At 54.1% G+C, this 24,262-nt stretch carries 30 protein-coding genes; 7 read left to right on the forward strand and 23 right to left on the reverse strand.

Going from position 1 to position 24,262, the window contains the following annotated elements:
- Nucleotides 1-45 precede the first annotated feature (45 nt).
- The 3 genes from A0V43_RS09085 to A0V43_RS09095 are packed head-to-tail and all read right to left on the reverse strand — an operon-like array spanning nucleotide 46 to nucleotide 1,716.
- Nucleotides 46-231: a capping complex subunit for YIEGIA gene (locus A0V43_RS09085; protein ID WP_020754086.1), complete on the reverse strand. Its 186-nt coding sequence runs from the start codon at nucleotides 229-231 to the stop codon at nucleotides 46-48.
- Nucleotides 221-1,123, reverse strand: a complete 903-nt coding sequence (locus A0V43_RS09090; RefSeq protein ID WP_020754085.1) for a YIEGIA family protein — start codon at nucleotides 1,121-1,123, stop codon at nucleotides 221-223. The genes A0V43_RS09085 and A0V43_RS09090 overlap by 11 nt, the downstream gene beginning before the upstream one ends.
- On the reverse strand, nucleotides 1,120-1,716 hold the full coding sequence (locus tag A0V43_RS09095; RefSeq protein ID WP_033004841.1) for a YphA family membrane protein: 597 nt from the start codon (nucleotides 1,714-1,716) through the stop codon (nucleotides 1,120-1,122). Before A0V43_RS09095 ends, A0V43_RS09090 begins: the two co-directional genes overlap by 4 nt.
- A gap of 125 nt (nucleotides 1,717-1,841) precedes the next feature.
- On the opposite strand from A0V43_RS09095, the gene A0V43_RS19030 reads away from it, so the two are divergent.
- Nucleotides 1,842-1,976, forward strand: a complete 135-nt coding sequence (locus A0V43_RS19030; protein ID WP_128578014.1) for a YpzI family protein — start codon at nucleotides 1,842-1,844, stop codon at nucleotides 1,974-1,976.
- A 177-nt stretch (nucleotides 1,977-2,153) separates the two neighbouring features.
- Here the strand turns inward: A0V43_RS19030 and rpsA are convergent, their stop codons facing one another.
- From rpsA to A0V43_RS09165, 14 genes are all read right to left on the reverse strand, one after another.
- Nucleotides 2,154-3,317: a 30S ribosomal protein S1 gene (gene rpsA, locus A0V43_RS09100; protein WP_063192951.1), complete on the reverse strand. Its 1,164-nt coding sequence runs from the start codon at nucleotides 3,315-3,317 to the stop codon at nucleotides 2,154-2,156.
- A 179-nt stretch (nucleotides 3,318-3,496) separates the two neighbouring features.
- Nucleotides 3,497-4,090, reverse strand: a complete 594-nt coding sequence (locus A0V43_RS09105) for a lysophospholipid acyltransferase family protein (protein ID WP_015731607.1) — start codon at nucleotides 4,088-4,090, stop codon at nucleotides 3,497-3,499.
- Nucleotides 4,087-4,761 (reverse strand): (d)CMP kinase, encoded by a 675-nt coding sequence (cmk, locus tag A0V43_RS09110; protein ID WP_033004840.1) that lies wholly within the window; start codon nucleotides 4,759-4,761, stop codon nucleotides 4,087-4,089. The genes A0V43_RS09105 and cmk overlap by 4 nt, the downstream gene beginning before the upstream one ends.
- A 98-nt stretch (nucleotides 4,762-4,859) precedes the next feature.
- Complete coding sequence (locus A0V43_RS09115) at nucleotides 4,860-5,039, reverse strand: YpfB family protein (RefSeq protein ID WP_020754079.1); 180 nt, start codon at nucleotides 5,037-5,039, stop codon at nucleotides 4,860-4,862.
- A gap of 52 nt (nucleotides 5,040-5,091) precedes the next feature.
- Nucleotides 5,092-5,760: a flagellar brake protein gene (locus A0V43_RS09120; RefSeq protein ID WP_013144878.1), complete on the reverse strand. Its 669-nt coding sequence runs from the start codon at nucleotides 5,758-5,760 to the stop codon at nucleotides 5,092-5,094.
- A gap of 154 nt (nucleotides 5,761-5,914) precedes the next feature.
- Nucleotides 5,915-7,258, reverse strand: a complete 1,344-nt coding sequence (gene ypeB, locus A0V43_RS09125) for a germination protein YpeB (RefSeq protein ID WP_063192952.1) — start codon at nucleotides 7,256-7,258, stop codon at nucleotides 5,915-5,917.
- A gap of 15 nt (nucleotides 7,259-7,273) precedes the next feature.
- A complete protein-coding gene (sleB, locus tag A0V43_RS09130; protein ID WP_063192953.1) occupies nucleotides 7,274-8,068 on the reverse strand; it encodes a spore cortex-lytic enzyme in 795 nt (264 codons plus the stop codon).
- Between the two features lie 92 nt (nucleotides 8,069-8,160).
- Entirely contained in the window at nucleotides 8,161-8,838 is a 678-nt protein-coding gene (gene prsW / locus A0V43_RS09135; RefSeq protein WP_063192954.1) for a glutamic-type intramembrane protease PrsW, read from the reverse strand.
- Nucleotides 8,839-8,926: 88 nt separating this feature from the next.
- Nucleotides 8,927-9,898, reverse strand: a complete 972-nt coding sequence (locus tag A0V43_RS09140; RefSeq protein ID WP_063192955.1) for an asparaginase — start codon at nucleotides 9,896-9,898, stop codon at nucleotides 8,927-8,929.
- A 370-nt stretch (nucleotides 9,899-10,268) separates the two neighbouring features.
- The gene (locus A0V43_RS09145; RefSeq protein ID WP_063192956.1) at nucleotides 10,269-11,261 is read right to left on the reverse strand and encodes a YpdA family putative bacillithiol disulfide reductase; all 993 of its coding nucleotides are present in this window, start codon (nucleotides 11,259-11,261) and stop codon (nucleotides 10,269-10,271) included.
- An 89-nt stretch (nucleotides 11,262-11,350) separates the two neighbouring features.
- Complete coding sequence (locus tag A0V43_RS09150) at nucleotides 11,351-12,622, reverse strand: Glu/Leu/Phe/Val family dehydrogenase (protein WP_011231719.1); 1,272 nt, start codon at nucleotides 12,620-12,622, stop codon at nucleotides 11,351-11,353.
- A gap of 159 nt (nucleotides 12,623-12,781) precedes the next feature.
- Entirely contained in the window at nucleotides 12,782-13,372 is a 591-nt protein-coding gene (locus A0V43_RS09155) for a genetic competence negative regulator (protein WP_011231720.1), read from the reverse strand.
- 87 nt (nucleotides 13,373-13,459) lie between these two features.
- On the reverse strand, nucleotides 13,460-14,263 hold the full coding sequence (locus A0V43_RS09160; protein WP_063192957.1) for a metallophosphoesterase: 804 nt from the start codon (nucleotides 14,261-14,263) through the stop codon (nucleotides 13,460-13,462).
- Between the two features lie 11 nt (nucleotides 14,264-14,274).
- Nucleotides 14,275-14,667: a hypothetical protein gene (locus A0V43_RS09165; protein ID WP_063192958.1), complete on the reverse strand. Its 393-nt coding sequence runs from the start codon at nucleotides 14,665-14,667 to the stop codon at nucleotides 14,275-14,277.
- A gap of 108 nt (nucleotides 14,668-14,775) precedes the next feature.
- Here A0V43_RS09165 and A0V43_RS09170 point away from each other — a divergent pair, with 108 nt between their 5' ends.
- The 3 genes from A0V43_RS09170 to A0V43_RS09180 are packed head-to-tail and all read left to right on the forward strand — an operon-like array spanning nucleotide 14,776 to nucleotide 15,866.
- Complete coding sequence (locus tag A0V43_RS09170) at nucleotides 14,776-15,006, forward strand: spore coat associated protein CotJA (RefSeq protein WP_012820740.1); 231 nt, start codon at nucleotides 14,776-14,778, stop codon at nucleotides 15,004-15,006.
- Nucleotides 15,003-15,263: a spore coat protein CotJB gene (locus tag A0V43_RS09175; protein WP_012820739.1), complete on the forward strand. Its 261-nt coding sequence runs from the start codon at nucleotides 15,003-15,005 to the stop codon at nucleotides 15,261-15,263. The genes A0V43_RS09170 and A0V43_RS09175 overlap by 4 nt, the downstream gene beginning before the upstream one ends.
- Before the next feature lie 33 nt (nucleotides 15,264-15,296).
- Nucleotides 15,297-15,866 carry a manganese catalase family protein gene (locus A0V43_RS09180; protein WP_063192959.1) on the forward strand — a complete coding sequence of 190 codons (570 nt, stop codon included), beginning with the start codon at nucleotides 15,297-15,299 and terminating at the stop codon, nucleotides 15,864-15,866.
- Nucleotides 15,867-15,894: 28 nt separating this feature from the next.
- Here A0V43_RS09180 and A0V43_RS09185 read toward each other — a convergent pair whose 3' ends face one another.
- From A0V43_RS09185 to A0V43_RS09205, 5 genes are all read right to left on the reverse strand, one after another.
- On the reverse strand, nucleotides 15,895-16,341 hold the full coding sequence (locus tag A0V43_RS09185; protein ID WP_063192960.1) for a YpbF family protein: 447 nt from the start codon (nucleotides 16,339-16,341) through the stop codon (nucleotides 15,895-15,897).
- Nucleotides 16,342-16,451: 110 nt separating this feature from the next.
- Complete coding sequence (locus tag A0V43_RS09190; RefSeq protein WP_063192961.1) at nucleotides 16,452-16,958, reverse strand: LysM peptidoglycan-binding domain-containing protein; 507 nt, start codon at nucleotides 16,956-16,958, stop codon at nucleotides 16,452-16,454.
- A 4-nt stretch (nucleotides 16,959-16,962) separates the two neighbouring features.
- Nucleotides 16,963-17,550, reverse strand: a complete 588-nt coding sequence (locus tag A0V43_RS09195; protein ID WP_063192962.1) for a CPBP family intramembrane glutamic endopeptidase — start codon at nucleotides 17,548-17,550, stop codon at nucleotides 16,963-16,965.
- Nucleotides 17,534-19,057 (reverse strand): RecQ family ATP-dependent DNA helicase, encoded by a 1,524-nt coding sequence (locus A0V43_RS09200; protein ID WP_063192963.1) that lies wholly within the window; start codon nucleotides 19,055-19,057, stop codon nucleotides 17,534-17,536. The genes A0V43_RS09195 and A0V43_RS09200 overlap by 17 nt, the downstream gene beginning before the upstream one ends.
- Nucleotides 19,045-20,091 (reverse strand): YpbB family protein, encoded by a 1,047-nt coding sequence (locus A0V43_RS09205; RefSeq protein WP_063192964.1) that lies wholly within the window; start codon nucleotides 20,089-20,091, stop codon nucleotides 19,045-19,047. Before A0V43_RS09205 ends, A0V43_RS09200 begins: the two co-directional genes overlap by 13 nt.
- Nucleotides 20,092-20,325: 234 nt before the next feature.
- Between A0V43_RS09205 and A0V43_RS09210 the strand changes: the two genes are divergently transcribed.
- The 3 genes from A0V43_RS09210 (at nucleotide 20,326) to serA (ending at nucleotide 23,050) form a co-directional block, all read left to right on the forward strand.
- Nucleotides 20,326-20,574 carry a ferredoxin gene (locus tag A0V43_RS09210; RefSeq protein WP_008879661.1) on the forward strand — a complete coding sequence of 83 codons (249 nt, stop codon included), beginning with the start codon at nucleotides 20,326-20,328 and terminating at the stop codon, nucleotides 20,572-20,574.
- Between the two features lie 176 nt (nucleotides 20,575-20,750).
- Nucleotides 20,751-21,254, forward strand: a complete 504-nt coding sequence (locus A0V43_RS09215; protein WP_020754674.1) for an inorganic diphosphatase — start codon at nucleotides 20,751-20,753, stop codon at nucleotides 21,252-21,254.
- 221 nt (nucleotides 21,255-21,475) lie between these two features.
- Nucleotides 21,476-23,050 carry a phosphoglycerate dehydrogenase gene (gene serA, locus A0V43_RS09220; protein ID WP_063192965.1) on the forward strand — a complete coding sequence of 525 codons (1,575 nt, stop codon included), beginning with the start codon at nucleotides 21,476-21,478 and terminating at the stop codon, nucleotides 23,048-23,050.
- 128 nt (nucleotides 23,051-23,178) lie between these two features.
- On the opposite strand, the gene A0V43_RS09225 is transcribed toward serA, so the two are convergent.
- Nucleotides 23,179-23,991 (reverse strand): histidinol-phosphatase, encoded by an 813-nt coding sequence (locus tag A0V43_RS09225; protein WP_020754670.1) that lies wholly within the window; start codon nucleotides 23,989-23,991, stop codon nucleotides 23,179-23,181.
- Nucleotides 23,992-24,262 lie beyond the last annotated feature (271 nt).

Genomic DNA, 24,262 nt, shown 5'->3' on the forward strand with positions numbered 1-24,262 from the left:
AGGCTACAACTGCTTTATTTTATCAAAAAGCGAAACGCTCAACAACTAATGTTTGACGATAATAAGAAGCCCCTCGCTCAATTCATGGGCGATGCCATCCAAAATCGCCTCTAAATTCGCGGCGATCTGTTCCATTTCCTCTTTCGTTTGGCAAATAAAGATCGGTGCACCGCCGGCGACTCGCCCGCCGTTCATCGTAATGACGGCCAAAATTATTTTTTCATGCGTCATCGCCGCTCCACCCCTTCCGCTTCCAACGCCGTTTCTTCGGCATGCGGATGGCGCTCTCAAGCACCGGCACGTTTTCGATGACAGCCTTCGCCTTCTCGACATCCTCGACTTGCGGCAAAATAAAAATGCCGACGCGTCCGTCATTCAAATCGCGCTTGGCGAGCGGCACGAGCGCCGGCGTTCCCGAGTCGCGGTAAATGCCGAGGGCGGTCGATACATCATGCAAAATCGCCTGCCGCTGCCCAAGATTGGCGATCGTCGTGCGGGCGTTGAAATTTTTCGGCGTTAAAATAAACCCCATTCCATAGCGCAAAATTTCTTCGCGCCGCGCCGGCAAGCCGATGTTCATGATATAGATGTTGTCAACATACAGCCCTGCCCCTTCAAAATGCGGCTTGACATATTGGACCTCGGCAATGTCTTTCAGCCGGCTTCCGCTCATAAACCGCCGCGCCGTCATAAGGCCGATGATACTGGCGGCAAGCGCGGCCCAAATGTCCCATACTAAATAAAAGAGCGTCGATAAAAAGGAGACGAAAATGACTAAATAGTTCCGCCCTTCAAACACAATCGCGATGCCTTCGATGTATGTTTTTCCTCTCGGCACCAGCTCATACTGATCCAACTCGTTCAACGTATTGCGCTCCATATTGCGTACGTCGCGAAATTGTGAGGCGGCCAAGGCCAAAAACGTGATCGCTGCGAACTCTTTTTCCATAATCGCCGGCACGGCGACCGTTCCCAGGCCGGCGGCAATGGCCCCTAAGGCGATATGGATCGTCCGACCGTGCAAATACGTCGGGTATTGCCGGTAATCGGTGCGCAACAAATAAAGCCGCGTCAACACCCCAGCGGCAACACCGTATAAAATCGGAAACGTGTATTCGTTCACGGCTGCCTCGTCCTCCTTACAGGCCGTTTTTCCTCAAGCTGCAGCGAGAAGAAGCGGATCGATTCCCAAACGAGCAAAGATGATGCGCTAATGGCGAGCGCATCCAAAAAGGAAAACGACCCAAGCACATAACCCGGCGCCATGCGCAAGATAGACATGGCGTACACCACTTCCCCTTGACAGCCGCCGAGCGCCAGACAAAGAAGGCGGGCGGATATGCGGCGGTGGAACAGACTGCTGATCAAGGCCATCCACCAGCCAAGCATCCATTGGCCATCAAGCCAAATCCAGACCGGATCAAACAAGGCAAGCAGACGAAAAGCGGCATAGGCAAACGCCAAGCCGGACGCTGACAGCGCCATCCGCAGCCATCCGCATGGCCGCTGTGTGACCGCCGCGTAACAAGAGAAGAAAAAAAGCACAAAAAAGGACGCCGCCATATGAATGGGACTGATCTTCACCGTCATCGAGGCCGAACTGATCATGAAAAGCGAAAATGCAGCCAGCTTCGTCCGCTCGACGGTCTTTTTCATCAAAAATGTCGCTGCAATCCATAAAGCCCAAAAAAAGAAATAAAAATAAGCTCCTTCCATCTTTTCCACTCCTTATTATGTTCATTATGTCATCTTTTATGAACGTTCATTCCTGTATAGAAAAAACAGCATTCGTTCATAGTAAAAATGATCGCTGTACCGAAGCAGAAAGGAGCCCTGGCGAAATGGGAAAAGATCGACAGGAAAAAAAGCTGAAGCAATCGCGGCGCGTCGAGTCAGATCGAGATCAGTCCCTCTCCTATAAAGGAGCGGCTCGGCTCGACACGCTGGAGGAAGCGCGGGAACGGAACCGCCATTAAGAAAAAGCGGTCCTTCTCTTCCCTTGCGGCCGCCCTTGTCCCGATGCGAGCAACAGCCGCACAATTCCGTTGCAATGAATCAAGCAAAAAAGCTCCCTCCGTCCAGATGGCTCAAGCCATCGGACAGAAGGGAGCTTTCGCTTTGTTTTGCCAGCTAGTTGATCTTGCGGCTCTGCATTACTTTAATTTTTTCAGCTGCTCGCCAATCACTTCGCCGAGCTGAAAGCCGCGCGTTTCCGACGTTCTTGTGTATTGGCTGTAATCCTCGGCCGGCGCGGCCGCCTCTTCCTCAAGCAGCGCACGGATGCTGAGGGAAAGGCGGTGATCCGCTTCGTTGACGTCGAGCACTTTCGCCTTCACCACGTCGCCTTCTTTCAGCACTTCATGCGGCGAGCCGATGCGGCGGTTGGCGATTTGCGACACATGCACCAATCCTTCGACGCCTGGGAAGACTTCCACAAACGCGCCGAACGAAGCGAGCCGTTTCACCGTCCCGGTGACGACATCACCCGGTTTCACTTTTTCGCTGAGGCCTTCCCATGGGCCCGGCAGCGCTTCTTTGATCGACAGCGACAGGCGCCCGTTCTCCGGATCGACGGCCAACACTTTCACTTTCACCACATCGCCTTCTTTCACCACTTCCGACGGATGAGCGACGCGCGTATGGGAAAGCTGGGAAATATGTACGAGCCCATCAAACCCGCCGACATCGACAAAGACGCCGAAATCGGCAATGCGGCGGACGACGCCATCCAACACTTGCCCCGGCTCAAGGCGGAAGAGCAGTTCTTTTTGCTGCCGCGCTTGTTCTTCCTCAACGACCGCCCGATGCGACAAAATGACGCGGTTTTTCTCGCGGTCAAGCTCGACGACTTTCACGGAGAGCGTTTTTCCTTTATAATCGGAAAAATCTTCGACGTAATGCGGCTCGACAAGCGACGCCGGGATGAAGCCGCGCACGCCGACATCGGCGACAAGACCGCCTTTGACGATGTCTTTAATGACTGTTTCAAATGTTTCGCCGCTTGCAAATTTGCGCTCTAGATCTTCCCACGCCCGCTCGGCGTCCACCGCTCTTTTCGATAAAATGAGCAACCCTTCTTCCCCGTCTTTTCCTTCTTCCACTTTTTTGACTTTGGCCGTCACTTCATCGCCGACAGCGACGGCATCGCTCGGTTTTTCAATATGCAAGTTCGACAGCTCGCTGATCGGAATGATGCCGCTTTGCTTGCTGTTTTCCACCTCGACCAGCACTTGCTTGTCCTCAAGCTTCACCACTTTGCCGCGGACGATATCGCCCACTTCATACACATTGACTTGCACATTCATCTCTTCTGTCATCGCAAAAACCCTCCTTCATCGACTGACAACTGTCAAAAGCGCGCCTCGCGCCGAGGCCGCGGCCGGCTGTCGGCAAAATAAGGACGCTTTTCTAGTTAGTATACCATATTTTCTCAATCAACATGTACTATAATGCTCATTGAGGAGGCGGAAGAGATGCCTCAAACAGCCTGTTCCTTTCATGCCCGCTGATGCTCTTCCAGCAGCCGGCGGATATGATCCATAATGTAATCGGCCGCTTCTTCTGGGCTCGCTTTCCGCGCGCGCAGCGGCGCCATATCGATCGGCGCTCCGTACACAACCTTAAGCGGCGCAAACGGACGATACGGACCGACAATGGCGCACGGAACGACGGCGGCATCGGTGCGCAAAGCGAAAAAGCCAACGCCGGGGAGCGCCTTTTTCAGCCGGCCGTCTTTGCTGCGCGTCCCTTCCGGAAAAATGCCGAGCACTTCACCTTGCTTCAGCACCTCAAGCCCGGTGCGCAGCGCCTGGCGATCGTTCATGCCGCGCTTGACCGGAAAGGCATGCAAGCTTTTGACAAGCGTTTTCACGACCGGTGCGCGAAACAGCTCTTCCTTCGCCATAAACCGAATCGGCCGCGGCGCCGTAATGCCGACGACCGGCGGATCTAGGTTGCTGATATGGTTGGCGCAAAGAAGCACGCCGCCTTCCTTCGGAAATTGTTCAACCCCGATCGTTTGAATGCGGTACAAAGGAGTGAGCACTCCCTTGACGATCCCCTTGGCGAATGAATAAAAGTCCACCGTCATCCAATCCTTTCGTTGACAATCTCCATAATCCGCTCCACCACTTCCTCAACCGACAGCGATGTCGTATCGATTTCCACCGCATCCGGCGCCTTGCGAAGCGGCGCTGTCTCCCGTTCCGAATCGAGCCGGTCGCGGCGGGCGATCTCTTCTTTCAGCTTTTCAAGATCGGATGGAAAGCCGCGCGCAAGATTTTCCTCATGCCGGCGCCGCGCCCGCTCCTCGACCGACGCTTTCAGGAAAATTTTCACTTCGGCGTTCGGCAGCACATGCGTTCCGATATCGCGCCCGTCCATGACGACGCCGCCCCCTTCCGCCAAGGCGCGTTGGCGGGCGACCATCTCCTCGCGCACAAGCGGATGCTTCGCGACAAGCGACACCGCATTCGTCACCGCCTCACCGCGGATGATGTCGGTCACATCGTCGCCATTGACTAAGACGATCTGTCCATGCGGCGACGGTTTCAACTCAATCGATGTATCGCGAAGCAGCGACAGGAGCGCCTGCTCATCATGGATGTCGACGCCGCATGCAAGCGCCCGGTACGTCAGCGCGCGATACATGGCGCCGGTATCGATGTATACGTAGGAAAGCCGCCTAGCAATCCGTTTGGCGACCGTGCTTTTCCCCGCCGCGGCGGGTCCGTCGATCGCGATGCTGATTCGTCGTTTCATCATTTCCTCCTGCTTTACCGAAAATCGCTTGATGAGTGCACAAAGAAAAATGCAGGAAAACCCTGCATGTCTCCATGTTCATTGTACCATATCCGCCGTCAACGGTCGACGGCCGTTTCAACTGTTTTCGTTTTTTCCGGCTTGGCTACCCCTTCGTATTCGTACACCTTGCCGATATACAAGGGCGCTTTCGTGTACAACACAAGCCATTGGGCGACTAGCAAACAAATCGCCTGGATGACGACAAGCTTCCACAACAGCTGTTCGATCCGTTTCATGGCGCAAGCCTCCTGCTTCCCATTTTTTCTAGCAGTATTCCACGCGCCCAGCTCATTTATTCTGTTCGTTCTCCCATTTTCTCTCCTCAAGCTGCCGTTCAAAGCTGTAGCGAATGAGCCGGACGCGGTCTTGGGGGGCGAGGTCTGTGAACTCCACCGACATTTTCGCCATGCCGCGCTCGTCATCAGCCATGCGCACAATCGACGCCTTCGTTTGCACGTAATGGTATTCGCCGGAGCGCATCGCCAACACGAGCCAAAGCTCGACCGCCATGCCGGGGCGAAGAAGCGGAGCGTGCGCCGGCGGCACAAGGAGGGCGGCGCCGCCGGCGCTGATATCCACCGTCATCGTCACAAACGGAGCGAACTCGCTGTCAGACGGATGGACGGCCGCATCGACATTCGCTTTCACCCGCACATAACGGCGGCGCTGGATGCGCACGACGTATTCCTCGCCCGGGTAAGCCAAGACGACCATCGGCAACGGATCGCGGATTTTTCCCTTCACTTCGGTATCAAACATGTATAAACCGCCGTCTTGCCCGACAAAAGTCGCTTTAAACTGCATCCCGTTCAACAAATAAACGGTTTTTCCACTCTGTTCATCGATCGGATAGCTGATATGAACCGCCCCGTCAGCAACGGCGAGCGCTTTGCTTCGGTATTGCCGCGCTGAGCCGTCCGACGGCTCAAGCCGGATCGAATCTCCGATTTTGATCATCATGGTTCCTTTTCCCCTTTTCAGTCAGCTGCCGAACCGGCGATCGTTTCGCTGACCCGCATGATGTCCCATGACGATTATACCATACCGTCCGGCTGCCTTTGACCAAAAAAAGAGGAAAAGCCGACAGCCCCAGCTTTTCCTCCCTTTGTTTTCATCTGTAATTCGGCTCCACGCTTTCAAGCTTCTCGACTTTTTCTTCAAGGCCGGTTGCGGCGTTAATGAACAGTTGATACGTTTCATCGCCAAGCGTTCCTAAAAACTCATAGCAAAGCACCGGTTTTTGCAAATCGTTCATAATGACCGCCTGGCGCTCTTCCATCACTTTCAAATGTGGGTTTACCTTTTTCTTCGCCGCCTCGACGGTGAGCGTCGGTTTGGGCAACGGACGCGGAATGGACGATGACAAATAGTCGCGCGCCGTAAAGCCGACGACATGGCCGTTGTCAAGCGCCACTTTCATTTGGATCGCTTCCGGGTAAATGCGGACGCCGTTTTCGCTTTTGACAAACGTCAGCACGGCGACATTATCGTATTGCGTGCTGTCGTACAACTCAAAGCCGGTGAATTGATGCCGTCGCAAAAACGCCATCCCACGGTTGGCCGCCTCATGCAAGCTGATCTTCGGCTTGCCGATTGGCCGGCTGTTTAACGCCCAAATCGGATATCCGCCGTTTTTCGTCACATCCATATAAATGTCGCCCTTTGTTTTCGGATCGTGAATCGTTAAACTGTAAAAACGCTCATCCGCCCCATTGCCGCTGTCCGTCACCTTGATGTTCTCCGTTCCCTTTAATCCAAGAAACTCGCGGGCGATCCGTTTGGCTTCCGCTTTGGAAATCGGGCGCCCTTTCGCGCGGACAAAGCCTTTTTCCTCATTGGCGAGGCCGATGAACGACGGGCCGAACTCGGACGAACTTGAGAATGTATCAACATTTTTCTCCACTGCTTTCAAGCCGTCAATAATGATGTTGTCGCCTTTTTCGTCGTTCGTCGCCAGCGCCAGTTCGACGTCCATCCAGCGCAAATTGTTTTCCAGCACTAAATGCTGCACGTTGCGCAATTCTTGGCGGATCGCGCCAGCGCTTTTGTACAGCGCCTCGAGCGTCTTATACTCTTCTTTCGTCAGTGGTTCTTTTTCCAAATCGCGCACGGCCGTCCGGTAGCTGAACTCGCCGATTTTCGATAAAAACTCTTGCGTCTTGTTAAACGGCAAAAGCGACAGCGGCAGTTGGCCGACATCAGAATGGGCTTCAGACGCGATTTTCCACACTTCGGCGAGCGCCGGCGATAATGAGGCGTGCGAATTCATTGCCAGCGTCGCTCCAAGCTTGTCATGCAGCAAATCGATCTGATAGGCTAAATCGTGAAACGCGCGCTGGTAATTGTTTTCCGCATGAATTAAGATCGCGTTTTTTTCCTGATGCTCGCGGTAGCCCCAGTAGCCAGTGCCGACGACAGCGACGACAAGCGCTGCAATCAGTAAGTTTCGCACCATCTCGTCTCCCTCCTTTTATTTGCAAAAAATATGGTTTCCAATCCGCTTGATTTGCGGGCGGCTCCAAATCCAAGCGCTCGTCGCCGTGGCTGGGTTAAAGTAGTAAATCGCTCCGCCGGTCGGGTCCCAGCCGTTGATCGCATCCAACACCGCTTTTTTCGCCGTTTCATTCGGCGTCAGCCAAATTTGCCCATCGGCGACCGCGGTAAACGCGCCGGGCTGAAAAATCACCCCAGCGACCGTATCCGGAAACGACGGATGCTCCAGCCGATTTAAAATAACGGCGGCAACCGCCACTTGTCCGATGTACGGCTCCCCGCGCGCTTCCCCGTAAACGGCGTTTGCCATCAGCCGAATATCGTTTTGCGAAAACCCTTTCGGCACGTTCGACGCCGTCGTTTTCGCTGCCCGCGACGATCCTCCGCCGCGTTTTTTCACCTGCTGGCTGAGCGGAATGCCGCCGTAATGGGTGAAATCGTTTCCTTGGCGGATTTGCTCTTTCACAAACTGCTCGTAATATTTTGAAGCGTTCACAAGCTTCCGTTTCGTCTCCGATCCGGCTAGTCCATCGACCGGCAAGCCGTATTCGTATTGGAAATTGCGCAGCGCCCAATACGTTCGCCAGCCAAACACGCCGTCAATTTTGCCGTTGTAAAACCCAAGGTATTGCAGCCGCGCCTGCAGTTCAATGACATCATCGCCAACTGCTCCACGCTGAATCACTTGCGGGGAAAACGCGAAAACATGGCCTGATGGGTAAATGCATGTCCAAACAGCCAATGCGATGAATAGAACCCATTTTCTTGCCATATGTGAACCTCCCGTCAACAATCACCGTTTTTACCCCTATTTTCCTTCCGTTTCCCTTTTTTATGCGAAAAAAAAGAAAAAAGCCAAAGCTTTTACGCTTGGCTTTTCACAGGCGGCACCGCTTGAGGGCGGGCGTATCCTTTCGCTTGTTTTACTTTGCGCAACGCCGCCCACCATAAGGCGAGCATAAATGGTCCCATATAATAGCCCCAACGCTCTTTGGCGAGCAGCAGCCAGTCATAGACGCCATGAAGGAAAAACGGCAACAAAAACGACGCCCATAAATAATAGCGGCGCTTTTTTACGGCAAACTTCGCCTTGCCGAAATAAAACCCCATGATGACGGAAAAGAGCGCATGACTGGACACCGGCAAAAGCGCCCGGGCAATGGCCGTCTCCACTCCGTTGGCCAACAAGTACAAAATGTTTTCCAGCGTCGCGAATCCAAGCGAGACGCTGGCGCTGTACACAATGCCGTCATACGGCTCGTCAAATTCGTCGTGGTCATACACAAAAAAATAAACGACAAACCATTTGACAAACTCCTCAAGGAGCGCAGCGGAAAGAAACGCCTCGGCTGCCGGCGACGCGACGATCCCTTCTGCCGACAGCACGTATTGGATGAACATGATCGGAAACACAAGCAAGACGCCGAACAAAAACATGCGCAACACAAACGAAAGCGGCTCAGCTTCATACTCGTCCTTTAAATAAAAATAACTAAGCAGCGCCACCCCGGGGGCGACGCCGGCGGAAATCAACGAAAACATCCTCGATCCCCGTTTCTTTGGCATTTTTACCTTCATCGTACCACGAAACAGGGGAGAAAAAAAGAGGAATTGCTGGGCCGCTTGTTGCCTAATAAGCGAACAAGCCATCAACGGCGGCGTCGGCAGCAAGAGCGACAGCGAGCTTGATGCGCGCCTTTTTCGCATCGTAGTCGCTGCCAAGAATAACCCCTTTCTTATGCAAATCGTAGGCGCTGCCGGGGTAATCGTACGTTGTATACACCGCCCCTTCCTCGGCGCTCGTCGTCACCACGACTTTGATCCCCGCTTCGATGGCTTTGACGATTTCATCGACCATTTTTGGCGCCACTTGCCCGCGGCCGACCCCTTCGAGCACAATGCCAGCGACGCCGCTTTCTCGAGCCGCTTTAATGAACTTGCCGTCCGCTTCCAAGTAGCATTTCACAATGTCCACCGGCGGAAGCGGGCGCACAAGCTTGTAATATTCGCGTCGGATCGGCTTTTGGTACACGTGCACTTCATCGTTGTCGATAATGCCCAAATAGCCGAACCCGAATGCGTTGAACCCTTGAATGTTGGAAGCATGCTCCTTTTTCACATACTTCGCGGCAAAAATGCGTTCATTGAACACAACGACCGTCCCCGCCCCACGCAACGGCTCGGCGCACGCGGCGTAAATGGCATGGCGGATGTTGATGTACACATCGCTGCCCAAATCAGACGGCGCCCGCTGCGAACCGGTGACGACGATCGTCCGCGGGTCATCGATCGTCAAATCAAGGAAATAGGCCGTTTCTTCGAGCGCATCGGTTCCGTGAGTGACGACGATGCCATCAACGGATGGATCGGTGAAATGCGCCTCAATCCGTTTTTTCAGCTCAAGCCAATGCGAAAACGTCAAATGCATGCTTGGCAATTGAAATACGCTTTCCACGATGATTTCAATTTCTTTCGGCAAATGGCACATCGCCGCGAGTTCTTCACCGCTTAGCGCCCCAGCCCGCAGGCGGCCGGAACGTTCGTTTCGCTTGCTCGCAATCGTGCCGCCGGTTGTCAGGAGCACCACTTTCCGTTTCGTCACGCAAGCCACCCTCGCTTTCTCGCTTTCGCATCATGACACGAGTGTTGATGATCCATTATTTTACTAAAAAACAAAGAATGGGCTCTTCACCACAACATGTACTTGACAAGCAATGCGGTTTCCTGCACAAAGATGTGCCAAAATCACGGATTTGTTGATTTTCCCTCACAAGCGTAAATAGGGTATGTTCAGAAAAAATCAAGTACAACTTTTGGTGAAGAGCCAAAGAATGATATGGCTGAACACAAGCTTTTCTGTCTCTTCCCTCGAACAAGAACGCCGGCGGGCAAATGTCATTTGCCCGCAAAGCGTTCATTGTTCGAGGAGGGCATGCCGTCATATGCCCAGTCGATGTATTGGCCAAGAAGCGCTACTGCAGCTGCTTGGCTGACCCCTCCCGTTCGCGCTTGGCGATGCAGGCGGCAATAGCGTCTCCATGGAAACGGCCGTTTTCGATAAAAATTTCATTCGCATCGTTGCCAGCGGCGATCACCCCGGCGATAAACACCCCTGGCACGTTTGTTTCCATCGTGTCCGGGTCATAATGCGGCCGGCCGCTGTCCGGATCGACGCCGACGCCGATGTTCATTAAAAAGCGATGGTCCGGATGGTAGCCGGTCATGGCGAACACGAAATCATTTTTGATCGTTTTCGTCTCCCCGTTCACTTCGTAAATGACCGCATCTTCCGTGATCTCTTTCACATGGGCATGAAACTCCATGCGAATGACGCCTTTTTTCACAAGGGCATCAAATTCCGGCAAAATCCACGGCTTAATGCTTTTGGAATATTCCCCGCCCCGGTAGAGGACCGTCACGCGCGCCCCAGCTTTGACGAGCTCCATCGCCGCATCGACGCTCGAGTTTTTGCCGCCGATGACAACGCAGTCGGTGTTGAAGTACGGATGCGCTTCTTTAAAGTAATGCATCACTTTCGGCAGCTCTTCCCCCGGCACGTTCATATAGTTCGGATGGTCGTAATAGCCGGTGGCCACGACCACGTATCGGGCCCGATATAGCGCTTTTGAGGTTTCAACGAGAAACGTCCCGTCTTCCTGGCGCTTAATAGCTTTCACTTCTTCGAACGTATTGATGCGAAGCTGTTTGCGGACAACGACTTCACGATAATACGCAAGCGCCTGGTTTCTCGTCGGCTTCCGGTTTTCCGTAATAAACGGCACCCCGCCGATCTCGAGCCGGTCGCTCGTGCTGAAAAACGTCTGATGCGTCGGAAACCGATAAATCGAATGGACGATGTTTCCTTTCTCGATCACCAGCGGCGAAAATCCGGCGTCTTGCAAAGCAATCGCCGCCGCCAGCCCGCACGGACCGCCGCCGACAATAATGATTTTCTCCTCTTTCATCGTTTTTGCCACCTCGCATGAAGCACAAAATCCCCTATCTTATGATAGGGGATTTCACCAAAGCTTGCAAATATCACTGCTTGCTCGCCTCACACCCAGCCGCGGAACCGGCACGCTTCCGCCATTTTGCGGACGCCGACCATGTAGGCGGCAAGGCGCATGTCGACGCGGCGCGTCTGCGCCATTTCATACACGTTGTTGAACGCTTTGACCATCACTTTTTCAAGCCGCTGTTCCACTTCTTCTTCCGTCCAATAGTAACCTTGGTTGTTTTGCACCCATTCGAAGTACGACACCGTCACGCCCCCAGCGCTTGCCAGCACGTCCGGAACGAGCAAAATGCCGCGCTGCGTCAAAATTTCCGTCGCCTCAAGCGTCGTCGGCCCGTTCGCCGCCTCGACGACGATGCTCGCCTTAATGCGCGGAGCGTTTTCGGCCGTAATTTGGTTTTCGATGGCCGCCGGCACCAAAATATCGCAATCGAGCTCAAGCAGCTCTTGATTCGAAATCGTATTTTTAAACAGCTTCGTCACCGTGCCAAAGCTGTCGCGCCGTTCAAGCAAATAGTCGATGTCGAGCCCGTTCGGGTCGTACAGCGCGCCGTACACATCGGAAATGCCGACGACTTTCGCCCCGGCGTCGTGCATAAATTTGGCCAAATAGCTGCCGGCGTTGCCGAACCCTTGAACGACGACGCGCGCCCCCTTGAGCGACAAGCCGCGTTTTTTCGCCGCCTCGCGGATGCAAATGGTCACTCCTTTGGCCGTCGCCGTTTCCCGGCCGTGCGAACCGCCGAGGACAAGCGGCTTCCCGGTGATAAACCCTGGCGAATCGAACTCGCGGATTCGGCTGTACTCATCCATCATCCACGCCATAATTTGCGAGTTCGTAAACACATCCGGCGCCGGAATGTCTTTTGTCGGTCCAACGATTTGGCTGATGGCGCGCACGTAGCCGCGGCTTAGCCGCTCAAGCTCGCGGAACGACATCGTGCGCGGATCGCAGACGATGCCGCCTTTGCCGCCGCCGTATGGCAAGTCGACGATGCCGCACTTTAAGCTCATCCAAATCGACAGCGCTTTCACTTCTCGTTCCGTCACATCAGGATGGAAACGCACGCCGCCTTTCGTCGGACCGACGGCATCGTTATGTTGCGCGCGGTAGCCGGTAAAAATTTTCACCGACCCGTCGTCCATGCGCACCGGAATGCGGACTGTCAACACGCGGATCGGCTCTTTCAGGAGCTCATACACTTCTTCCGGGTAGCCGAGCTTTTCCAACGCTCTATGTATAACAATTTGTGTCGACGCCAGCACGTCGTATTGTTGTTCTTTCTCTTCCGTATGCTTATCGGCTGCCATACGTAAACCTCCTATAAGCTCGCTATAATAATTTGTCGCCTTTCATGTCATAGTATACACCTTCTGTGGCCGGATGCAAAGGAAAAATGGCGAAGCGGCGTCGAACAGTTGGCGCAAAAAAATAGACTCCTTGTCCATTTCAAGGAGTCTTTCTATGCCTTAGTTGGCGCGGAAATAACGAACGAGCTGTTCGATCGCGCGGCGTTCAATCAGCCGCTTCCCATATTCTTGCACACGATGTATCGTTATCGTAGCCGGGTTGCCAAACTCGGCCAGCAAGGCGACAAAGTTGTCGAGCGGAATCGGCGGCTCTTCGGGAACATGCAAGTAAAAGCGGCCTTGGTACGAATAAAGCGTGCCGTCGAGGCAGCCGACCGCATGCAGGCGATGAGCGAGCTGGATGACATCTTCAAACGTTTGGAATTCGTAAAATATGTCATCGCTCTCATCGAGCGTTACTTGCATTTCGATATAATCGTCGGCGAATTCTTCTTCCATGTCGTCGTAGTCGCCTTCGTTCGTAACGATAACGACCATGCCCTGCGCCGGTAAAGAGTACACTTCGACCGCGATCGATCCGTTCACTTCAAAACCGAGCTCTTCGCTTGCTTCCTCGATCATATCGCGGAACAGCTGATGGACTTTAAACGTATCTTTCCATAAATCGTCTTTCGTCAACCCGCGGTCCAGCAAATCGTCAAACGTCAAGAAAATTTTGATTTTGTTGTGGGTCAAGCGCTCAAGACGCATCGGCACCCCTCCTTACCTACAGAGCCATCTCTTACCGTTATTGTATGACGCAAGCGGCAATTGGTTCGTTTGTTGTTATTAATGAGTTTACATCGTTTCCCCGGTTTTAGACAAGCATTTTTTCTCGAGTGTCAGTTTTCCGGGCACAATCGTGATGAGATGAGTCTCTGCCGGCGCTCCGAGGCGAAGCGGCACTCCGGTCGTCCCGTAGCCATTGCTCGTAAACAACGCGGTGTTGTTGCGCCATTTGAGCCCTCCTTTCTCATACAACCCAAACGAAAACAACCGAATTTGCCCGCCATGTGTATGACCGCTTAGCACGAGTGAAATGTAGTGTTCCTCCCTCAGGCGGGCAACGATCGCCGGATTATGGCAGGCTAAAATACGGAACGATTGAGGCGGAACGTGTTCAAGCGCCCGATCGATATCCGCCTCCTTCCGGCTTACATCACCGACGCCGATGAGCGCGACCGGCACACCGCCGTGCTCCCATACTTTCGCTTTGTTTTTGAGCACATGGACGCGCTCTTCCTCGAGCAATGATTGAAGATCGTAGTCGACCTCGTCATCATTGTTTCCCCAGACAAAATAAACGGGAGCGACCGCTTGCAACCGGCGCACATTTTCGCGGACGCGCGCTTCCGGCACCCCTTTTTCAACTAAGTCCCCGCCAATCACGACGAGGTGAGCCTTTCTCCTCACTTCCTCAAGCATGCGAAACGAAACGACCCGCCGATGAATATCAGAAATAAAAAAAATTGTAAGCGGCGGGCAATGGTCGGGAAAATGAGGAAATGACAGCGTCACATGACGGACCCGGTTGCTGTGCGCTTCTTTCCACATATAACCAAGCAAAACAAGAAAACTCGTGATCATTCCCCCGATGACCATACTTCCTCCTGCTAAAGCCGGTCATCTTTCGTCAACCGGCGGTCTCTCATCGTCATCATACCATAAAAAAAGGAAAAAACGAAAAAAAGCGCCGCCAGCCGCCAATGAAACCGAAACGCCCAATAAAAATGGCCGAGCGCCGCCAAGCTGAACAACCATTGGCCTAAGCGGAGCCGCCGGCCGGACAACAGGCGCACCGTCCCGCCGACTACCGCGCGGATGAGCGCCCCGTTGGCAGCCGCCCCGAACCAAAAGCAAACGAGCGCAAGCCATGTCCGCAGTGGGGCAAACAGCAAATCGGTCAAAAATCGCTCCAGCGAGAACGGCTCAAGCGGCGACAGCCAGCGAAAAAACAAATACGTGCACAAAATAGCGGCCATGGCGGTCATCGATAGACGGCCCATGGTTTCCTCCTTAACCCGATCCTCATTATTCGTCATGGCAAACAGGCATGAACGACATGGCTCCATCATACATATAGACTGAACTTTGCCAAAAAAAGGGGGGGTTTTATGTTTACGACCCGCAAACAATATGAGCCGTACATCAGCCCGTTTGACCCGTGCCCGCCGATCCGTGTCAAAACGTACGTCACCGCGCCGAACTTGTACGTCGGATTCCAGCCGCCGAACTTGCCGCAATTTCCGCTTCGCGAAGCATTAATGAAAGGAACGCTTTGGCAAGTGTTTTACGACCCGTATTACAGCCCTTACGAAACGAAGACAAAAGGTGATGGCTCATGAAACAAATGCCAAAGGAGTATTATGAGCAGCTCGAGGAGCTGCAGGCTGTCGACTTTGCCCTCGTTGAGCTCACGCTTTATTTAGACACCCATCCAACCGATTACCAGGCGATTCAACAATTTAACCAACTCGCGCAAAAGCGGAAGCAGCTGAAAAAACAGTTTGAAGCCGCCTACGGCCCGCTTGAGCAGTTCGGCCATAGCTATTCGAACTACCCGTGGAATTGGGACGACACGCCGTGGCCTTGGCAAGTGTAGCTGATCCATCACGAGCGCAAGGAGGAACGGATCATGTGGATTTATGAAAAAAAATTGCAGTACCCGGTCCGCGTCAGCACGTGCAACCCGAGGCTGGCAAAATATTTGATCGAACAGTACGGCGGAGCGGACGGGGAGCTCGCTGCTGCGCTCCGTTACTTAAACCAACGTTATACGCTGCCCCCGAAAGTGATCGGGCTGCTTAACGACATCGGCACCGAAGAACTCGCTCATTTGGAAATGATCGCGACAATGGTGTACAAACTGACGAAAGACGCGACGCCGGAGCAGCTGAAAGAAGCCGGCCTTGAGCCTCATTACGTCGATCATGAGCACGCCCTCTTTTACCATAACGCCGCCGGCAACCCGTTTACGGCGACGTATATTCAAGCAAAAGGCGACCCTATCACCGACTTGTACGAAGACATCGCCGCTGAAGAGAAAGCGCGCGCCACCTACCAATGGATCATCAACATGAGCGACGATCCGGATTTAAACGATGGGCTCCGCTTTTTGCGCGAGCGGGAAATCATCCATGCGCAACGATTCCGCGAAGCAGTGGAAATTTTGAAAGAAGAGCGCGGCCAGAAAAAAATATTCTAAACAAAACACAGCTGGATGGACCCTCCATTCAGCTGTTTTCATAATATAGGTTGATGTCGTACTCCCTCTTCAGCCATTCAAACAGCCGGTGGCGCCCATTCCATTGTTCTTCATTTTTCCATAAATCGATGCTTTTCTGGATAATTTCGCAGCGGAGGGCATGAAAGTCGTCTTCCGCCTTTTCACTTTTTCCTTTATAATAAACAGCCAGCCAATACACCGTACATAACAGGAGCAAGATGAAAATGTGGGCCGGGGCGGCAAAAAACCAGGCGAATCGTTCGCTCCACGCCGTGATCGCTGCAGCGTTGGCAATGATATAAAGAAGGAACGCGGCCAAGCTGGCCAACGCGGCCGCCTGCAAAAGCGTCGACCGCTTTTCAAGCCGCTCCCATTTTTTCTTTTTTTCAATGACGGCAAGCAACATTTCTTTTGTCACTTCATCGAGGGAAAATTCATCCGGAAACCGGGTCATGGCGCTCTCCCCCTTGTCCGTATTCTATTGTCCATCATATGCGGGCAACAGACAGATTAGAACAAAGGGGAACGCGCACGGCCATTTTTTCGGCCGGCGGGCGCAACCGCTTATTCCGTCTGAGCGGGGAGTGGAATGCGCAACGTTTGCCCCGGCTCGAGCCGGCTCGTTGACAAGCCGTTTTCTTTTTTGATGATCTCCATGGCGGCAGGCGTGCCGTAATATTTCATCGCAATGCTATAGAGCGTTTCGTTCGCCGCCACCACATGGGTGATGGTCTGCGCGTCGGATTCGCTTTTTGCCTCGTCACCCGCGGCGCGCTTCGGCTCTGATGTTTGTTCCGCCTTCGCGCCATCTTCTTGAATAATGCGCACCGTCTCCCGGCTGCCGCTTTCCTCATGGCGGACGACTGTGACCGTTCCAGGCTTTGACTGGGCATAGTAAACAGCCGTCACCGCAGCCGGCAGCGTGAAAAACAAAAACGCGAGCAAACGGGCGGGAATGTATTTTCGTTTTTGCTCCTCTTTTTGCCGCCGCCGTTTTAGGCGCGATGGCGGCGCCCCCGTGCTTGACGGTGGACGTTTTTTCCGCGCCAGGCGCCCCGATGCTTCTTCCATCGCTTCACTCCCTTTCTTCCTCTGCCCCCCGTTTGAGCCGCACATGTAAAGCAAGCACAAAATCGATCAAAAAGTGAGCGGTGATGGCGGCCCATAAGCTGTCAGTCTGTTCGTAAAGGACGCCGAGAAAGAGACTGAGCAGCACGACGACCATAAACAAAAACCATTTTTCCAAATAACGGACGTGCAGCACGGCAAAAATGGCGCTTGCCGCCCAGAGCCCCCAATGCGTCTGCACAATGCCGCGAAACAGCCATTCTTCCGTCACCGCAATGAGCGCACATAAAAAAAAGAGATGCGGAATCGAGCGGCCGCGGAATATTTTTTCATTGACGCCGCCGTCATCATGCCAGTCGTCCGGCAAATAGCGCATCGCCAAAAACTCGGCAGCGAGCACGAACGCCGCCCCGCCGGCTCCGTACACGAGCACATCGCGCAACTCAAACTGCCAAAGCCGACGCCACTCCTCCCGAGCAAATAAAAACAGCGAGCTGCCGCCGGCCAAAAGCAGCAGCAACCCTTGCGTAATATAAAGATGGATGAGCACTTCGCGGTCTGTCATCTGTTTGATTTGTTCACTTTGCCGCCTCATCGCGCCGCCTCCCGCCGAAAAACATATGCCATAGCTCCTCGCGCCAAGGCCGGACGGGCGCCGCCTCGGGACGGCGGCCGTCCGTCATAAAACGGTCCGTCTCCAGGCCGCAGTTGTCGCAGCAAGCATCCGGTTTGTCCGATAGCTCCTCCCCGAACGCGCGGACAATCGCCACGCGCCGGCATGAAGAGGCGTGCACCCATTCCTCCATTTCGCGCAATTTTTTCCGCTTCCAACGCCGCCGCGCCTCGATGGCAGCGGCCATCCGTTCATACAGCCGCTCCTTCGCCGCGGCCGTCAGCTGTTCGGGCGCCGCTGTTTGTCCCCATTCTAAAAAGTACGCCAACAGCCGTTTTTGTATGTCCGTAAATCCGCCGGCATCAACCATAGCGCGCCATCCACCGCCGACGTCGTCTTCCGGCAGCCGCCGGCACCACTCGCGGAGCGCAGCCGAGTCGGGAAGCTCCGCTTCGGCGACCGCCTGGGCGATCGCCCGGTCGCCGTCCGCGTAAAACAATACCGCAAGGCTTGGCGCCCCGTCACGCCCGGCGCGCCCGATTTCCTGCACATACGCCTCAAGCTGGGCCGGCATATGAAAGTGAAGCACAAAACGGACGTTTCCTTTGTCCACCCCCATGCCGAACGCGCTTGTGCAACAAACGATGTCGAGCTCGTCATATAAAAACTGCTGCTGCACAAGCAGCCGTTGTTCCCCATCCATGCCGGCGTGGTAATAGGCGACCCGCCCCGCCCCGTTTTGCGCCAGCCGGCGCGCCATTTCTTCAGCCCACTGCCGGCTTGAAAAGTACACGATCCCCGGTCCTCGGAGCCGTTTCGCGCATTCGGCCAAGCGCGCAGCTTTGTCCTCAACCGATAAGCAATGTTCCACCGCCAAGGCGATGTTCGGGCGGTCGACGGAATAAATATGGCGGCGCGTCCGCTCCATCCCGAGCGTGCGGATGATGTCCTCCTGCACTTCCGGCGTAGCCGTCGCCGTCAGCGCCAGACACGACGGCGAACCGAGCGCATGGCGGACCGCTCCGAGCTTCAAAAAGTCCGGGCGAAAATCATAACCCCACTGTGAAATGCAATGCGCCTCATCGACGACAAACAACGAAACACGAGCGCGCCGGAGCGCCGCCAAAAACGTTTCAGATTGCAGCATTTCCGGTGAGGCATAAATAAAGCGAAAATCTGGAAGCGAGGTGAGGGCGTGCCATTTTTCTTCCGCATCAAGCAAACTATGGAACGCGACAACGCGCTTTTCACCGCGCCGGCGCAGCTGCTCGACTTGATCTTCCATTAAGGAGACGAGCGGCGAGACAATGAGCACGCTCCCCGGGAGGAAATACGCCGGCAGCTGATAGCAAAGCGATTTGCCGCTTCCAGTCGGCAGCATCGCCAGCACATCGCGCCCGCTGAGCACGTCTTCGATCACATCGCGCTGTCCGGGCCGAAACGACACGTGCCCGAACCGCTCATGCAATGTTTTCGTTAATTCATCCAACGTCCCACTTCCTTTGCCAACACGAGCCGAATTTCAAAATAACTCGCTATTCCGCCAAGCGCCTCGCGAATACGCTTCAGCTTGCGCGTCCCGAGCGCCCGCGCCGCGGCCTGGATCGCCGCCGCCCTTTCAGCGGCGACAAACGGGGCGATCGAAAAATCGGGCACATTGGCGGCCAGCTCGACGACATGATCCTCGATTGTACTTTTTTTCAAGCGCCGAAGGGCGGCGATTTCGTCGATCGTCTTTCCTTTTTGCAGCCATTCGTACGTTTTTTGCGCCGATTGTGTCAGCTGCACCGGCGCCAGCCCGGCCATCAGCTCGGCCATCACCGGGGCGCGCCCGGCTTCGGCTTCAGCCATCATATAATGAAGCACGTTGCGAAACTGAAACTGCACATACAGCACATCTTTTTGCAGCCAAGCGGCAATTTGCTCCGCCGTCCAGCCGATGCGGCGGGCGCTTGTCAACCGGAGCACAAACACCGTCGCCGCTTCTTCAGAAACAGCCGCAAGCAGCCGGATGAGCTCGTCATAAAGCGCCCGCGCCAACGTTTGGCGCGATCTCTTGTCCAGCAAATACTGTTTCACCCATAACAGCGTCCGCTCGTCGCGGCAAATGGGGATAAAACGCTGTCCATGGGAGAGGTTGGACAGCGTCTGCCCAATGAGCGACAGCCGCTGCCAAAAAAGCGGCTCGACCTCATGGTAGCGCCAGCCGTTCACATAGCGGGGGAACCATGCCGCCTGTTCATCGAGCCAATGCCGCCCTTTTTCCGTCAATATATATGTCCGGTCATGGACGGGCGCGGCCCGCTGCTTCCGAACGAGCACGAGAGCCGCCTCCTCCAATCGGTCCATCGTCACGTCTTTCCATGTGCCGAAAAACGGCGCAAGTTGAAACCATTTGCAGTCTTGCAGCGTCTGGGCTGATTTTTTTCCAGACAACAAATGGTACACCGCTGCCAGCGTCCGTTCACCGTTTAGGCGGCGCAAGCAGTGGGCAAGCAAAAACGAGGCGTAACCGTGCCGCATCTTTGATTCCTCCCCCGCCTCTATTGTAACAAAAATTGCACAAGCCGTTTGCAATGAAAAAACGATTTTGGAACAAAAATAAACAAGGGGCATATGTGTAAAAATACAGGAGAACAATTTTTTAGTTGAAAAGCGGGGCGAACGGTCTTATTATAAAAGTGAAAAGTTCATTTCCGAGCAGGCAACACGGAGATGACCCGTCCGTTTCCAAAAAATTGGGGAGGTTCGATTTTTATGCCAAAGTATACGATTGTCGATAAAGAAACATGTATTGCCTGCGGAGCATGCGGCGCGGCAGCTCCGGATATTTACGATTATGACGAGGACGGCATTGCCTACGTCACGCTTGACGACAACCAAGGGATTGTCGAAGTGCCGGACATTTTAATCGACGATATGATGGATGCGTTTGAAGGCTGCCCGACCGAGTCGATCAAAGTCGCTGACGAGCCGTTTGACGGCGATCCAAATAAATTCGACTGAAATCTCCCCTCTTGCCGAATCGGCAAGAGGGTTTTTTGATGAAAGCGTGAAAAAATGCCATTTGACAAGTGGCGCGCCGCAAGGGAACATGCTACAATAAGATTGTCTTGCCCGCCCTGCGCGCCGGCGGGCGAGTTTTCATGCGTACATAACAACCAAAAAAGGAGGAACGGGTTGTGGCATTCGAAAATAAAATTGTCGAAGCGTTTATCGAAATTCCAACCGGCAGCCAAAACAAATACGAGTTCGACAAAGAGCGGGGCGTTTTCAAACTCGACCGCGTCTTGTACTCCCCGATGTTTTACCCGGCTGAGTACGGCTACTTGCAAAATACGTTGGCGCTCGATGGCGACCCGCTCGACATTTTAGTCATCACAACGAATCCGACATTCCCGGGCTGCGTCATCGATACACGCGTCATCGGCTTTTTGAACATGGTTGACAGCGGCGAGGAGGACGCCAAGCTCATCGGCGTGCCAGTCGAAGACCCGCGCTTTGATGAAGTCCGCTCGATCGAAGACCTGCCGCAACACAAGCTGAAAGAAATCGCCCACTTCTTTGAACGGTACAAAGACTTGCAAGGCAAGCGGACGGAAATCGGCACATGGGAAGGGCCGGAAGCTGCGGCGAAATTGATCGATGAGTGCATCGCCCGCTACAACGAACAAAACAAAAAATAATCGCCTGAAGCGTTGTACATCCAACGCGAACCTCAGCTATTTCCGAACAATCCCGCCTATATCTTTGGATATGGGCGGTTTTCTTTTGGAAACACGAACATTCCCCAAAACAGAAAGCGTTGTCATTGGTATGACTTCTTCGCTTTCCATTGACAGAAAGCGCTTTGCTATGTTAAATTATCAGAAATTTAACATCTTCGAAACAGAAAGGGGCACCTGCTGTGGTTCGCGTACTCGTTTCCGACGCCATTAGCGAAGAAGGCTTGGCGCCGCTCCGCACATCGGCGCACATCGACATCGTTCAAAAAAACGTGAGCGAAGCGGAGGACGAATTGCACACGTTTGACGCCTTGCTTGTGCGCAGCGCAACGAAAGTGACGGAAGAATTGTTGGCGAAAATGCCGAAGCTGAAAATTGTCGGCCGCGCCGGGGTCGGCGTCGACAACATTGACGTCGACGCCGCGACGAAACGCGGCATTGTCGTCATTAACGCGCCGAACGGCAATACGATTTCCGCCGCAGAGCATACGTTTGCCATGATGGCTGCGCTCGTCCGCCGCATCCCGCAAGCGCACATTTCGGTCAAATCGCGGGAATGGAACCGCTCGGCGTTTGTCGGCAACGAGCTGTTCGGCAAGAAATTGGGCATCATCGGCTTCGGCCGCATCGGATCAGAAGTAGCAAAGCGGGCGCGGGCGTTCGGCATGACCGTGCACGTCTACGACCCGTTTTTGACGAAAGAGCGGGCGGAGAAGCTCGGCGTCTCCACCCATTCACTTGATGAGGTGCTGGCAGCCGCCGACATCATCACCGTTCATACACCGCTGACGAAAGAAACAAGAGGCTTGCTTGGCACGGAAAATTTGGCGAAGACGAAAAAAGGAGTATACTTAATCAACTGTGCTCGCGGCGGCATTATTGATGAGCAGGCGCTCATTCCGTTTTTGGAAAGCGGCCATGTCGCCGGCGTCGCTCTCGACGTCTTTGAACAGGAGCCCCCGGGCGACCACCCGCTGCTGGCGTTTGATAATGTCATCGTTACGCCGCATTTAGGGGCGTCGACGGTTGAAGCGCAACTGAACGTTGCCACCCAAGTCGCTGAAGAGCTGCTCCACTTTTTTGAAGGGCAGCCGGTCACATCATCGATCAACCTGCCGGCGCTGTCGAAAGACGTCTATGAGAAAATTCAAGCATTCTATCATTTAGGCCGAAAGCTCGGTTTAATTGCATCGCAGTTTATGAACATCCCGGTTCAAGAGTTGTCGGTCACCTACGCCGGCACGGTCGCCGATTTGGAAACGACGTACATCACTCGCAGCTTGCTTGCCGGCTTCCTGCGGCCGCGCGTCGCTTCCACCGTCAATGAGGTAAACGCCGCCATGGTCGCCAAAGAGCGCGGCATCACGTACGGCGAAAAATTCTCTGATGAGACGCACGGCTATGCAAACTGCATTTCGCTCACTGTCCATGGCGAGAACAAAACGTTTACGATCAAAGGAACGCACGTGCCGAACTACGGCGACCGCATCGTCCATTTTGACGGCGTCACGATCGATTTCGCGCCGGAAGGCCATCTCCTTTACATTCAGCACCACGACCGCCCGGGGATGATCGGGAAAGTCGGGAACGTGCTCGGGGCGCATAACGTCAACATCGCCACGATGCAAGTCGGCCGCCAAGAAGCGGGCGGAAAAGCCATGATGATCCTATCGCTCGACAAACCGGTCGATGACGCAGTATTACAAGCGCTGGCGCAAATTGACGATATTGAAACCGTCAAACGGCTCGAAGCGTAACGAAAACAAAACAAGCAGGGTTCCCAAACGGGAAGCCTGCTTTTTTCATCGTTGGCGGCGCAGCGCCTTGCAACAGGCGCTGTGGCTGCCTTCTGTGCATGGCGGCCTGTTTCCGCCGTCCATTCCGCTTAACCGAGCGGCACCGCTTTCCGCTCGCCTTTCGAGAACGTCATGAGTTCGGTATAGCCGACGCTGCGGGCAAGTTCGACCGCCTTGTCAAAGTCGGCGCCGACATCGCCCGGCACGTGTGCATCGGATGACAGCACGATCGGAATGCCTTTGTCGTAGCACATTTTCAACAGCCGCGGGTCGGGATACAGTTCGCCGACCGGCTTGCGCAGCCCGGCGGTGCTGATCTCAACGCATGTTTTCGAATTGGCGAGCGCTGTCGTCGCCCGGTCGTATTGCTCAAGCAAAAACTCTTCATCTTCCGGAACGTATTTAAAAATTTTCACCAAATCCAAATGGCCGATAATATCAAATAAGTTCGACTCGGCGAGCGTTACGACTTGATCGAAGTATTTGCGATATGTATCATACAAATCGCGCCGTTCCCATTCACGGCGGAACTCGACTAAGTCGATGCCGAAATCGTCGACCCAATGGATCGAACCGATGACATAGTCAAACTCGTACGAGCGGATAAACGCGGCCATTTCCTCATGTTTGCCGGGGGTGTAATCCATTTCAATCGACATTTTCACGTCGATTCCGGCATCCCACGCTTCATGGAACAGGCGGACATAGTCGGCCATATCGTAGCACCGGCGCGCCTCCACCCACGGGTTGGACAAAATGTTTTTCGTTTGGTAAAAATGGTACGCATGCTCGGAAATGCCAAAATGCTGAATGCCTTTTTTCGCAGCCTCATCAGTGAACTGGCGCAAATAATCGAGCGTCAGCGTCCCCCGCTCCAAATGGTTGTGATAATCAGTCAGCACAGTGTTTCTCCCCTCCTGCTGTTTTTTTCATTATAACGCATCACCGCAAGAAAGGACAACCATTTGGCGAATCGTCATCCAATCATCCGTTCGCGCCGACGAGAAACAACAGCCCGACGCATACCGCGACGCCGGCGACCGCCAAGAGCCGTGTCATGAGATCATCCATCTGCCACCCCTCCTTGCCTTCTTTGCGCCATATATGTCTTATGCCAACATCATCCCCGATAGAACAACAAAGTGAAGATCGTAACAAAACGACGCAAACGGC

This window comes from Geobacillus sp. JS12 (assembly GCF_001592395.1).
Lineage (GTDB): Bacteria > Bacillota > Bacilli > Bacillales > Anoxybacillaceae > Geobacillus > Geobacillus zalihae.

Coding starts and splice junctions, on each gene's coding strand:
- A0V43_RS09085 (WP_020754086.1), bottom strand. CDS start 231: ATGACGCATGAAAAAATAATTTTGGCCGTCATTACGATGAACGGCGGG.
- A0V43_RS09095 (WP_033004841.1), bottom strand. CDS start 1,716: ATGGAAGGAGCTTATTTTTATTTCTTTTTTTGGGCTTTATGGATTGCA.
- A0V43_RS19030 (WP_128578014.1), top strand. CDS start 1,842: ATGGGAAAAGATCGACAGGAAAAAAAGCTGAAGCAATCGCGGCGCGTC.
- rpsA (WP_063192951.1), bottom strand. CDS start 3,317: ATGACAGAAGAGATGAATGTGCAAGTCAATGTGTATGAAGTGGGCGAT.
- A0V43_RS09105 (WP_015731607.1), bottom strand. CDS start 4,090: ATGACGGTGGACTTTTATTCATTCGCCAAGGGGATCGTCAAGGGAGTG.
- cmk (WP_033004840.1), bottom strand. CDS start 4,761: ATGAAACGACGAATCAGCATCGCGATCGACGGACCCGCCGCGGCGGGG.
- A0V43_RS09115 (WP_020754079.1), bottom strand. CDS start 5,039: ATGAAACGGATCGAACAGCTGTTGTGGAAGCTTGTCGTCATCCAGGCG.
- A0V43_RS09120 (WP_013144878.1), bottom strand. CDS start 5,760: ATGATCAAAATCGGAGATTCGATCCGGCTTGAGCCGTCGGACGGCTCA.
- ypeB (WP_063192952.1), bottom strand. CDS start 7,258: ATGGTGCGAAACTTACTGATTGCAGCGCTTGTCGTCGCTGTCGTCGGC.
- sleB (WP_063192953.1), bottom strand. CDS start 8,068: ATGGCAAGAAAATGGGTTCTATTCATCGCATTGGCTGTTTGGACATGC.
- prsW (WP_063192954.1), bottom strand. CDS start 8,838: ATGTTTTCGTTGATTTCCGCCGGCGTCGCCCCCGGGGTGGCGCTGCTT.
- A0V43_RS09145 (WP_063192956.1), bottom strand. CDS start 11,261: ATGAAAGAGGAGAAAATCATTATTGTCGGCGGCGGTCCGTGCGGGCTG.
- A0V43_RS09150 (WP_011231719.1), bottom strand. CDS start 12,622: ATGGCAGCCGATAAGCATACGGAAGAGAAAGAACAACAATACGACGTG.
- A0V43_RS09155 (WP_011231720.1), bottom strand. CDS start 13,372: ATGCGTCTTGAGCGCTTGACCCACAACAAAATCAAAATTTTCTTGACG.
- A0V43_RS09160 (WP_063192957.1), bottom strand. CDS start 14,263: ATGGTCATCGGGGGAATGATCACGAGTTTTCTTGTTTTGCTTGGTTAT.
- A0V43_RS09165 (WP_063192958.1), bottom strand. CDS start 14,667: ATGGGCCGTCTATCGATGACCGCCATGGCCGCTATTTTGTGCACGTAT.
- A0V43_RS09170 (WP_012820740.1), top strand. CDS start 14,776: ATGTTTACGACCCGCAAACAATATGAGCCGTACATCAGCCCGTTTGAC.
- A0V43_RS09175 (WP_012820739.1), top strand. CDS start 15,003: ATGAAACAAATGCCAAAGGAGTATTATGAGCAGCTCGAGGAGCTGCAG.
- A0V43_RS09180 (WP_063192959.1), top strand. CDS start 15,297: ATGTGGATTTATGAAAAAAAATTGCAGTACCCGGTCCGCGTCAGCACG.
- A0V43_RS09185 (WP_063192960.1), bottom strand. CDS start 16,341: ATGACCCGGTTTCCGGATGAATTTTCCCTCGATGAAGTGACAAAAGAA.
- A0V43_RS09190 (WP_063192961.1), bottom strand. CDS start 16,958: ATGGAAGAAGCATCGGGGCGCCTGGCGCGGAAAAAACGTCCACCGTCA.
- A0V43_RS09195 (WP_063192962.1), bottom strand. CDS start 17,550: ATGAGGCGGCAAAGTGAACAAATCAAACAGATGACAGACCGCGAAGTG.
- A0V43_RS09205 (WP_063192964.1), bottom strand. CDS start 20,091: ATGCGGCACGGTTACGCCTCGTTTTTGCTTGCCCACTGCTTGCGCCGC.
- A0V43_RS09210 (WP_008879661.1), top strand. CDS start 20,326: ATGCCAAAGTATACGATTGTCGATAAAGAAACATGTATTGCCTGCGGA.